This window comes from Flavobacterium sp. (assembly GCF_027484945.1).
Taxonomy (GTDB): domain Bacteria; phylum Bacteroidota; class Bacteroidia; order Flavobacteriales; family Flavobacteriaceae; genus Flavobacterium.
This window is the reverse complement of sequence record NZ_JAIXRZ010000065.1, coordinates 37,895-48,728: the sequence shown is the minus strand read 5'-3', so window position 1 is coordinate 48,728 and position 10,834 is coordinate 37,895. Positions and strand designations below refer to the sequence as shown.

Genomic DNA, 10,834 nt, shown 5'->3' with positions numbered 1-10,834 from the left:
TTTCGTTTGAAGCTTTTTTTTTTTAATTCGGGACTTGAACCCGCACGGGCATTACTACCCACTGGATTTTAAGTCCAGCGTGTCTACCAATTCCACCACTCGAGCATTGGTTTATTTATTAGAGCGAAAAACGGGGTTCGAACCCGCGACCTCAACCTTGGCAAGGTTGCGCTCTACCAACTGAGCTATTTTCGCATTTCAATTTTTAAAAGAACAGCAACCACTTTACTGGCGATTGCGGATGCAAATGTAACACTTAAAATGGATTCTACAAGCGAAATTTAGAAAAAAATTAGCGCAATAGCTAATCCCTTGAAAGCCAAACTTTACTTCGCTTGAAGCATCCGTTTTATTTCATTAATTTTCATCAATGCCTCAACGGGAGTCAATGTATTAATGTCAATGGATAAAATTTCTGCTTTGAGTTCTTCCAAAATTGGATCATCTATAGTAAAGAAACTCAATTGCATTTCATCTTTCATTGCTTTTACCCCATTTAATGCATCTGACGAGTGGTTTTTCTCCAACTTTTTCAACATTTTTTGGGCTTTTTGAACCACTGTTTGTGGCATTCCCGCCATCTTGGCCACATGAATACCAAAACTATGTGCGCTGCCCCCTTCAACCAACTTGCGAAGAAACAAAACATTGTCTTTTAACTCCTTGACCGAAACATTGTAGTTACGAATACGCGGTAATAAATCGGTCATCTCATTCAACTCATGGTAATGTGTTGCAAACAATGTTTTTGCACGTGCGGGATGTTCATGCAAAAACTCGGCAATAGCCCATGCAATAGAAATTCCATCATAAGTACTTGTACCGCGTCCAATTTCGTCCAACAACACCAAACTTCGCTCTGAAATATTATTCAAAATCGAAGCCGTTTCATTCATTTCTACCATAAAGGTAGATTCACCCATAGAAATATTATCACTTGCACCAACTCGTGTGAAAATCTTGTCGACTACCCCCATTCGCACTGCTTCGGCGGGCACAAAACTTCCAATTTGCGCAAGCAAAACAATTAAGGCTGTTTGACGGAGTATCGCAGATTTACCCGACATATTAGGCCCCGTTATCATAATGATTTGTTGGGTTGTACGATCTAAGTACACGTCATTCGCAATATAGGGTGTACCCACCGGCAATTGCCTTTCAATTACAGGATGTCGTCCATTTTTTATTTCCAATTCAAAGCTATCATCAAGTACCGGACAAACATACTGATGATCCATCGCCAACTGAGCAAATGATGCTAAACAATCCAATTGCGCTACTAAACTAGCATTCAATTGTACTTGCTTGATATAAGAACCCAACCAATTGACCAATTGCTCAAACAGTTGTGATTCGATTTGATGAATTTTATCTTCCGCTCCTAAAATTTTCGTCTCATAGGTTTTCAATTCTTCGGTAATATACCGCTCTGCATTCACTAACGTTTGTTTACGGATCCAATCTTCTGGAACTTTATCTTTATGGGTGTTTCGTACTTCAATATAGTATCCAAATACGTTATTGAAGGCAATTTTTAATGAGGTGATTCCGGTTCGTTGGGACTCCCTACGCTCAATTGCCTCCAAATATTCTTTACCAGAAAAAGCAATAGCGCGCAAAGCATCCAACTCTTCATCAACACCTGCAGCGATTGTATTTCCTTTTGAAAGCGCAACAGGAGCATCGGGATGGAGTGTAGTAGCTATTTTCTCACGCAATAAATCACATGCATGAAGACTGTCTCCAATAACGCGAACCGCCTCTTGCGAACTCGAGAGCGCAATCGATTTTATAGGCAAGATTGCATCTAAAGACACTTTTAAAACAAGGACTTCTTTGGGCGAAATTCTACCGGTTGCCACTTTTGAAATCAAGCGCTCCAAGTCGGAAATTTGCCTAATTTGAAACTGTATTTGGCGCAACTCCTCCGTATGGGTTGTGAAATAATGAACCACTTCATGTCGCGATCGAATGGTTGCGATATCTTTTAGCGGCAACGCCAACCAGCGCTTTAATAAGCGCGCCCCCATAGGGGATAGCGTTTTATCAATAACATCCAACAACGTAACTGCATTGGGATTATAACTGTGATATAATTCCAAATTCCGAAGGGTAAAACGATCCATCCACACATAGGCATCTTCGGGTATACGTTGGATATTGGAAATATGTTGCAGCTTATTATGCTGGGTTTCTGACAAATAATACAATATAGCCCCTGCAGCAATAATACCCTCGACAAATCCATCTACACCAAAGCCTTTTAATGAGTTGGTTTGAAAATGGGAGGTCAATTTTTCTTGGGCATACGTTTCTTTATAAATCCAATCTTCCAAAAAGAAAGTAGTATGGGTTTCGCCAAAAGCAGCATGAAAGTCTTTCTTTTGATTTTTTGGAACAAGAATTTCTGCAGGAGTGAAATTTTGTAAAAGCTTATCTATGTATTCCTCATTGCCTTCTGCCGTTAGGTACTCCCCGGTAGACACATCTAAAAAAGCAATGCCGTGTATTTTTTTACCTAAAAAAACAGAAGCCAAAAAGTTATTGGATTGGGCTTGTAGTACTTCATCATTTATCGCTACACCGGGGGTTACCAATTCAGTTACCCCGCGTTTTACGATGGTTTTTGTCATTTTTGGATCTTCCAACTGATCACAAATGGCAACCCGTAATCCCGCTTTTACAAGTTTTGGCAAATAGGTATTTAACGAATGATGGGGAAAACCAGCCAAGGCAGTCTCTGATTCTGATCCATTACCCCGTTTGGTTAAAATAATACCCAATATTTTTGAAGCACGAATGGCATCTTCTCCAAAGGTTTCATAAAAATCGCCTACACGAAACAACAAACAAGCATCGGGATACTTTGCTTTTATCTCGTTATATTGTTTCATTAAGGGTGTTTCTTTGGTGCTTTTTCCTTGGGCCGCCACAATGCTAATTATTAAAAATGTGGTACGAATTTACTAAATCTGTCCCTGTATTTCACGAAAAAGCAGCATGAATTTTTGCATAGGTTTTGAAAATTGATTGGGTTTTTTTGTTAAATTTGCTTGTAAAACATAAATTTTATAGACCATGAAAAAAATTCTTTTGGTTGCAGCATTATTTTATATGGGTTTGGCCAATGCGCAAACTCCCAATGCAAAATCGACAACTGCTCAGCCAGCGCAACCTACGCAATCTGTTGACGGACCTCAAATTACTTTTGAAAACGAAACAATTGATTACGGAACTATTGAGCACAATGCCGATGGTAACCGTCAATTTGTGTTCACCAACTCCGGAAACAAACCGTTGGTTATAGAAAGCGCTCAAGGTTCATGTGGTTGTACTGTTCCTACTCCTCCTAAAGACCCTATTCAACCCGGTCAAAAAGGATTTATTAGTGTTAAATATGCTACGGATCGTGTAGGTCAGTTTACTAAAAACGTAACTGTTCGTTCCAACGCAGTGGGTAATGAAACTAAAGTTTTAACGATTAAAGGAAATGTACTTCCCGATCCACAACCGGCTACTCCTGCTGCTGCACCAATTAAAAGTTAAAAAAATACTTTTTTGTATAGAAAAAGCGCTCTTAACGGGTGCTTTTTTTATTTTTACCCCATGAGAAAATTAGCCAACAGCGAACTGGAACGAAAATCTGTCGAAGCCTTCAAAGAGGCAAAAAAAACGCCCATTAGCATCGTTTTAGATAATATTCGAAGCCTGCATAACATTGGTTCTGTTTTTCGAACTTCGGATGCATTTTTAATTGAAAAAATCTATTTATGCGGCATTACCGCTGTACCCCCACACAAAGAAATACACAAGACCGCATTGGGCGCAACCGAAACCGTGGCCTGGGAATACCAAAACAATGTCGTTGATGTATTAAAGAGCTTAAAATCAGAAAATACCACTATTTATGCCGTTGAACAAGTAGAAAATGCCGTTTTTTTGGATAGCTTCCAACCCATACCGCAGCAAAAATATGCTTTAATTTTTGGCAATGAAGTTTATGGAGTTTCGCAAGAAGCAATACGCCTATCGGATGGGTGTATTGAAATTCCACAATTAGGCACCAAACATTCCTTAAATATTGCTGTTAGTGCCGGGATTGTAATTTGGGATTTCTATCAAAAAATGAACAAATGGCAACCCTAAAATCTCTTTTCTCTAGAAGTTGATTATTGGTTTTTGTTTGAGCATTAACCCCTTCAATTGACCCAAAGCAGCACTTTTATTTTAAAGTGGTAATTTTCTTCTGAATTTCGTTGAGTATATAAATATAGTCGGATTGATTTTTAACAAAATCCAAGTCGGAAACATCAAGGACTAAAACATTGAGATTTTGTTGGGTTTTAATAAAATCCAAATACCCATTATTAATTTTTTCGAGGTATGCGGCGGGAATTTCCTGCTCATAACTTCGTCCGCGTTTTCGAATGTTTTGCAAGAGTCGCTCGGTGTTTTGATACAAATAAATATACAAATCGGGCTTGGGCATTTCTCTATAAATAATAGAAAACAACGTATTGTAAAGACGGAATTCATCCTCTGCCAACGTTACTTTGGCAAAAATCAACGATTTGAATATATGGTAATCGGCCACAACAAAATCTTTGAACAAATCCAATTGGGAAAGATCATCAGCAATTTGTTGGTAGCGGTCGGCTAAAAACGACATTTCCAGTGGAAAGGCATACCGATTTTGATCTTTGTAAAATTTAGGCAAAAAAGGATTGTCTGCAAAACGTTCATAAACGGTTTTTGCATTAAAATCTTCGGCCATCATTGTTGCAAGCGTTGTTTTTCCTGCACCTATATTTCCTTCAATTGCAATATAATTAAACTGATTGAGCGCTATAGAACTCAAACGCGACTTAAGGTTAGCCACCTGTATGCAATCACTAGAATCTGAGCAATGGGCTAATAATTCTTCAGCCGTTTTGTACAGTTTAGGATGGCGCCATTGCGGCAAGAGATCAACGAGTGGTTGCAATACAAACCGGCGATGCTGCATCAATTGATGCGGAATAGTAAGCGACTCTGTGTCGATTTGGTCTTCATCAAACGCAATTATATCGATATCGATAATCCGATCTTCATAACTTGTACCAGCAGATCGAACCCGTCCCATTTCGCGTTCTATTTTCAAAATCTTTTTGAGTAATTGATGTGGGGTTTTGTGCGCGTGTATCAAAACAACACAATTGTAAAAAGATCCGCTTTCAAATCCCCAAGATGGGGTTTCATAAACAGGTGAAACAGCAATAACTGTAACCGCTTTATGATGAATCAAATCGATACACCGCTCCAAATTGGCTAACTTTTCGCCTGTATTGGTGCCCAATGAGAGTACGATTTGATTTTGAAAATTCATAGCTCACAAAATAACTAAAACTTATTCATAAAACCCTATTTTTAAAAGTAGTGTTAATAACTATTTTTTTAAAAATAATGTTCGACATGTAACTTTTTTGAGCAAACCTAAACTAATCTTCTAAAAATTTATAGTATGCGTTTTTTAAGTAATGTACTGGCTACCCTTGTAGGGATTTTTCTGTTTTTCATGATTGCATTCTTCGGATTGATTTTTATTGCAGCACTTTTTGGCGGTAATGAAGAAACCGTTGTTATTAAAGAAAATTCGGTAATCGAATTGGATTTATCCAAAGTTGAATTGGATTATGCAGGTAAAATTAATTTTACGGATATTGGTCAATTTACGGCCCATCACGACGGTTTAGTAGATATTACTAATGCTATCGAATATGCAAAATCCGACAACAACATTAAAGGAATTTCGTTAAAAAATGTAAACTCCCAACTTGGAATTGCCCAAACCAAAGCGTTACGCGACCAATTGGAAGACTTTAAAAAATCGGGTAAATTTATTTATGCTTATGCAGAGGAATATTCGCAAAAGGAGTATTACCTAGCCTCCGTTGCAGATCAAATTTATATAAATCCCGTTGGTGCTCTTGAGTTCAAAGGATTAGGAGCTGAAATCATGTTTTTTAAAGGTATCCAAGAAAAAACGGGCGTAAAAATGGAAGTGATTCGCCACGGCAAATACAAAAGCGCTGTAGAACCCTTTTTGGAAGATAAAATGAGTACGGCCAATCGAGAACAAACTTCACAGTTACTCCAATCTATTTGGGACGCCTTATTGGTGGATATTTCTAAAAGTCGGAAGATTTCTGTAGCGCAACTGAACACAATTGCCGACAATTTAGGCGCACGTACACCCGAGCTCGCTAAAGCAACACGTTTGGTCGATGGCATTACTTACGAAGATCATTACGACGACATTATCCGTAAAGCGTTAAAAGTAGAAAAAGATGAAGATTACAATACCGTAGCTATCGTTGATTATGCTAAAGATAAAGCGACAGCTTTCATTGATTTGGAAGCATCAGACAAAATTGCCATCATCTATGCTCAAGGAGAAATTGCAGCTGGCGAAGGAGATGTTAATGTAATTGGTGATGGCGCCATGCGTCGCGCAATTCGAGAAGCACGCCGAGACGAAGAGGTCAAAGCCATTGTTTTACGAATTGATAGTCCGGGAGGCAATGCATTGACCTCGGATTTAATTTGGAGGGAAATTGAGTTAACAAAAAAAATAAAACCTGTAGTTGTATCGATGGGTAATTATGCCGCTTCGGGGGGATATTATATTGCATGCAATGCCCATAAGATATTTGCAGAAAAAACGACGATTACAGGATCTATTGGTGTATTTGGTGTTATTCCAAACTTGACCGCACTGGGACAAAAAATAGGTTTAACGGTAGATCAAGTACAAACAAATCCAAACGCACAAGATTATAGTGTATTTATGCCAATGGACCCCAATTTCCGGGCTACTGCCCAAGAAGGAGTGGAACGGGTGTATGCCACTTTTATTAAACGAGTAGCCGACGGTCGAAAACTTACAACCGAGCAAGTTGATGCTATTGGTCAAGGACGGGTTTGGAGCGGATCTGATGCTCTTAAAATTGGATTGGTAGATAAAATTGGTGGTCTCGAAGCTGCTATAGCAGAAGCCGCAAAATTAGGTAAAACAAAAAAATACCGCATCCAAGATTATCCGGAATACGAGCGAGAAGTCTTGGCCTTTTTTGAAGATATGGGTCTAATACAAAGTAAATCCGCTTTGCTAAAAGAGCAATTAGGTGAACAAAATTATGCCCTACTGCAACGTATTCAAGTGATTTCACAGCAGCAAGGAGTGATGACCCGTATACCCTATGAAATGAAAATCGATTAATAGACCAGCCGCCTTTTTATAAGGCGGTTTTTTTATGCTTTTAAACACTAAGCGCTGTCCAATTGGACCATAATCCGTATTTTTGTTTAAGCAACCGTAGCATTAGGCATAATTGTTGTTTAAATTACTTAAAATCAAATTCAATGGTTAAGAAAATTGCTAAAATTACGGGAATTACCCTTGGGGTGTTGCTACTACTCGCTTTCGCAATCCCCTATTTCTTTGAGGATCAAATCAAAGCGCGTATTGAGCGCGCACTCAACGAAAGCGTAGACGCAACCGTGCGGTTTGAAGACGCTGATCTTAGCTTGTTTCGTAATTTTCCAAAAGCAACTGTATCAATTGAAAAAATGGCGATTATCAACAAAGCACCATTTGAAGGAGATACGCTAGTAGCTTTTGACGAATTGCATCTAAAAATGGGAATTGGTGAATTGTTTAACGGAGCCGACGAACCCCTTTCGGTTGAATCTATTGCTACAAAAAATGGATTGCTTAATATTATTATCAATAAAGAAGGTATTGGCAATTATTCTATCGCACTCAAAGACAAAAAAAGCACCGAAAGTCAATCCAAAAGCAAACCTTTGGCATTTAAAATTCAGTCGTATGAAATCGCTAATTATACGTTCCGATATACCGATGAAGGTTCAAAAATCAAAATGCAACTCGACAGCATTCAACATTCGGGCATAGGCGATTTTAGGAACTCTGTTTTAGATTTAGATACCCAAACAACAACTTCGGTTTCGCTGTCAATGGATAAAATGAACTATATGAATCGGGTTCCAATTACCCTAAAGGCTATTTTGGGAATTGACCTTAATCAAAGCAAATACAGTTTCAAAAAAAACGAAGCAAAAATCAACGATTTACCATTGAATTTCAATGGTTTTATTCAAATGGCTGCTAATCGGCAAATCTATGATCTAACATTTGAAACGCCTACTTCCGATTTTAAAAACTTCCTTGGATTGATTCCAGCAGCTTACCGAAGTAGTATTGAAAATGTAAAAACTACGGGGACTTTTGGTGTGAAAGGATTTGCAAAAGGGCAATTGACCGAAACATCCGTTCCTAAATTTTCCATTGCGATTGCGTCCGATAATGCATCGTTTCAATATCCCAATTTACCAAAAGCTATAAAAAACATCCATATTGACACCAAAATTGTCAATAAAACAGGAGACATGAATGACACCTATGTCGCTATTGATAAATTGTCATTTGCTATTGATCAGGATGTTTTTAATGCGAAAGCCACCCTTAAAAATATTGCAGAAAATACACAAGTCAATGCTGCATTGAAAGGGATAATTAATTTAACTAATTTTTCGAAAGCTTACCCAATCCAGCTCAAAAAACCCTTATCGGGCATTTTAAAAGCCGATGTAACCACAGCTTTTGATATGGCCTCGGTGGAAAAAAAGGAGTATGCTCGGATAAAAAATGCGGGCGCTATCGACTTGTCAGGATTTCAATATACCGATGCTTCTGGCAAAACAATGGATATTCGAAAAATAGCTGTCGTATTTAATACAAGTCGGGTCAATTTAAAACAATTTGAAGCTAAAACGGGCAAAAGTGACATTGCAGCTAATGGTGTTTTAGAAAATTTTTATGGGTTTCTATTCCGTAAGGAAAATCTTCAAGGAAATTTCAACTTAACTTCAAATCAACTAGCGATTAACGATTTTATGACGACAACAAATACGTCAACTAACGAATCAAAAAAAGCTGCCGCTCCTTTAAAAATACCGGCATTTTTAGACTGTAGCCTTACTGCAAAAGCGACCACTGTTTTGTATGATAATTTAACCTTGAAAAATTGTACTGGAAAACTGATTCTTAACGATCAAAAAGCAACGCTTGAAAATGTAAAAACAGAAGTATTTCAAGGACAAATTGAATTAAACGGTGCGGTTAACACTAAAGAAAAAACGCCTAAATTCAACATGAACTTAGGATTGAATCAGGTAGACATTGCCCAATCATTTACACAACTCAATATGTTGACAAAAATTGCCCCTATTGCAGCGGTAATTAACGGAAAACTCAATGCAAGACTCAACGTAAATGGCAACTTAGATGCCCTTGCATTAACACCCGATATTAATTCAATTTCGGGCAATTTAATGGGACAATTACTATCGACGACGATCAATTCAAATCAATCAAAACTGTTGCGCTCCTTAGACGAACAATTGCAATTTATCGATTTAAAAAAAATAAATGTAAACGATATAAAAGCCTCGGTTGCGTTCAGAGCGGGTAGAGTTTCGGTACAACCTTTTACCATTAACTACCAAGACATCAAAGTAACTGTTAGTGGCACCCATGGTTTTGACCAATCGATGAACTATGATTTGAATTTTGATGTGCCTGCCAAATACTTGGGCCCTGAAGTGAATTCACTATTGAGCAAACTTTTCCTAACGGAAAAAGCAAAATTGGATCATGTGCCGATTAATGCCAAATTAACGGGATCCTTTAGCAATCCGAAAGTACAAACCGATGGCAAAGCCACAACAAAAGCCCTAGTAACCAATCTTGTCAAACAACAAAAAGAAAAGCTTATCGTTAAAGGAAAATCTGCATTAGATAAAATAATCGATCGCAACACCAAACCTGGAGATACAACTACATCCAAAACAAAAGAAGACCTAAAAAACAAGGCTAATGATGTACTCAAAGGGTTATTGGGGCGGAAGAAATAAAGGTAAAATGTGCGTCTTACTTATCTATTTGTAGACGTACTTCAAAACCTTCATACGTCCGCACATTAAACACGGTTTGGTCATCGAAGATCAGATACTGTCCTTTGATTCCTTGTAATTGACCTGTATATTGCGGGGTTTTTTCCAAATTCAGACTCGTCACTTTAGCTGGATAATGCATAACCGGATAGTGCAAATCAAACAAATCATCCGGTGTTGGATGAAAAAAATCAAGCACTTCGGCAGGTAAAATCGAAGCAATTTTTTCGCGTTCTGCCAATAAATCTACAACAGGAACTTCATTTTTAAGCATTTTTTGCCAATTGGTTTTATCAGCAAAGTAACTTTTTAAGGCAACTTCTGTAATTCCCGCTAAGTACCGATTGGGCACTTCAATTATGGGCAATGCCTGAATTGCGCCTTGATCAATCCAGCGTGTAGGCACTTGCGTTTTTCGAGTTACGCCTACTTTGACTTCACTAGACAACGCTAAATACACAATATGGGGTTGCAATTGAACCCGTTTTTCATAAGCTAAATCGCGATCTTCAATGTCCAAATGGGCCTTACTTAGTTCGGGTTTTATAATCCAATCACCCGCAGAAGCACTATTCATAAAACAATCATAGCAAAAACCCTGTCGGAAGATTTTTTTCTTTTTACTACAATTCAAACATTGGTAACCGGTATGATGAATTTCAATAGATTTACCCAGAAGTTGATTCATATGTAAAAATGCGTGTTCAAACACCAAGTAGTATTGAATTGGATTTTGGTATTCGGTTTGCATTTTGGTTAGTATGCCTTCGTATATCATGCTAAATTTATAAATAGTAGTATATTTGGTAAAGTTATCATT

7 protein-coding genes and 2 tRNA genes are annotated in these 10,834 nt (G+C 37.9%); 4 read left to right on the top strand and 5 right to left on the bottom strand.

Annotated elements, in window-relative coordinates; all coding sequences use genetic code 11:
* Nucleotides 1–26 precede the first annotated feature (26 nt).
* From Q0039_RS09625 to mutS, 3 genes are all read right to left on the bottom strand, one after another.
* A tRNA-Leu gene (locus Q0039_RS09625) sits at nucleotides 27–97 on the bottom strand.
* 25 nt (nucleotides 98–122) lie between these two features.
* Nucleotides 123–195 (bottom strand) — tRNA-Gly (locus Q0039_RS09620).
* Between the two features lie 131 nt (nucleotides 196–326).
* Entirely contained in the window at nucleotides 327–2,933 is a 2,607-nt protein-coding gene (gene mutS / locus Q0039_RS09615; RefSeq protein ID WP_297512103.1) for a DNA mismatch repair protein MutS, read from the bottom strand.
* 145 nt (nucleotides 2,934–3,078) lie between these two features.
* Between mutS and Q0039_RS09610 the strand changes: the two genes are divergently transcribed.
* On the top strand, nucleotides 3,079–3,546 hold the full coding sequence (locus tag Q0039_RS09610) for a DUF1573 domain-containing protein (protein WP_297512100.1): 468 nt from the start codon (nucleotides 3,079–3,081) through the stop codon (nucleotides 3,544–3,546).
* 60 nt (nucleotides 3,547–3,606) lie between these two features.
* The gene (locus tag Q0039_RS09605; RefSeq protein WP_297512097.1) at nucleotides 3,607–4,146 is read left to right on the top strand and encodes an RNA methyltransferase; all 540 of its coding nucleotides are present in this window, start codon (nucleotides 3,607–3,609) and stop codon (nucleotides 4,144–4,146) included.
* Between the two features lie 76 nt (nucleotides 4,147–4,222).
* Here the strand turns inward: Q0039_RS09605 and folK are convergent, their stop codons facing one another.
* On the bottom strand, nucleotides 4,223–5,365 hold the full coding sequence (gene folK / locus Q0039_RS09600; RefSeq protein ID WP_297512095.1) for a 2-amino-4-hydroxy-6-hydroxymethyldihydropteridine diphosphokinase: 1,143 nt from the start codon (nucleotides 5,363–5,365) through the stop codon (nucleotides 4,223–4,225).
* Between the two features lie 135 nt (nucleotides 5,366–5,500).
* Here folK and sppA point away from each other — a divergent pair, with 135 nt between their 5' ends.
* Together sppA and Q0039_RS09590 are read left to right on the top strand one after the other, a co-directional pair.
* Nucleotides 5,501–7,258, top strand: a complete 1,758-nt coding sequence (sppA, locus tag Q0039_RS09595; RefSeq protein WP_297512092.1) for a signal peptide peptidase SppA — start codon at nucleotides 5,501–5,503, stop codon at nucleotides 7,256–7,258.
* Nucleotides 7,259–7,401: 143 nt separating this feature from the next.
* Nucleotides 7,402–9,975, top strand: coding sequence for an AsmA-like C-terminal region-containing protein (locus tag Q0039_RS09590; protein ID WP_297512089.1), 2,574 nt, complete (start codon nucleotides 7,402–7,404; stop codon nucleotides 9,973–9,975).
* A gap of 16 nt (nucleotides 9,976–9,991) precedes the next feature.
* Here the strand turns inward: Q0039_RS09590 and Q0039_RS09585 are convergent, their stop codons facing one another.
* Nucleotides 9,992–10,792 (bottom strand): DUF2797 domain-containing protein, encoded by an 801-nt coding sequence (locus tag Q0039_RS09585; RefSeq protein ID WP_297512087.1) that lies wholly within the window; start codon nucleotides 10,790–10,792, stop codon nucleotides 9,992–9,994.
* Nucleotides 10,793–10,834: the final 42 nt, after the last annotated feature.

What these genes read in the sequence shown, in the direction of transcription:
- sppA (WP_297512092.1), top strand. Translation starts at nt 5,501, where the DNA reads ATGCGTTTTTTAAGTAATGTACTGGCTACCCTTGTAGGGATTTTTCTG.
- Q0039_RS09585 (WP_297512087.1), bottom strand. Translation starts at nt 10,792, where the DNA reads ATGATATACGAAGGCATACTAACCAAAATGCAAACCGAATACCAAAAT.
- Q0039_RS09605 (WP_297512097.1), top strand. Translation starts at nt 3,607, where the DNA reads ATGAGAAAATTAGCCAACAGCGAACTGGAACGAAAATCTGTCGAAGCC.
- folK (WP_297512095.1), bottom strand. Translation starts at nt 5,365, where the DNA reads ATGAATTTTCAAAATCAAATCGTACTCTCATTGGGCACCAATACAGGC.
- Q0039_RS09610 (WP_297512100.1), top strand. Translation starts at nt 3,079, where the DNA reads ATGAAAAAAATTCTTTTGGTTGCAGCATTATTTTATATGGGTTTGGCC.
- Q0039_RS09590 (WP_297512089.1), top strand. Translation starts at nt 7,402, where the DNA reads ATGGTTAAGAAAATTGCTAAAATTACGGGAATTACCCTTGGGGTGTTG.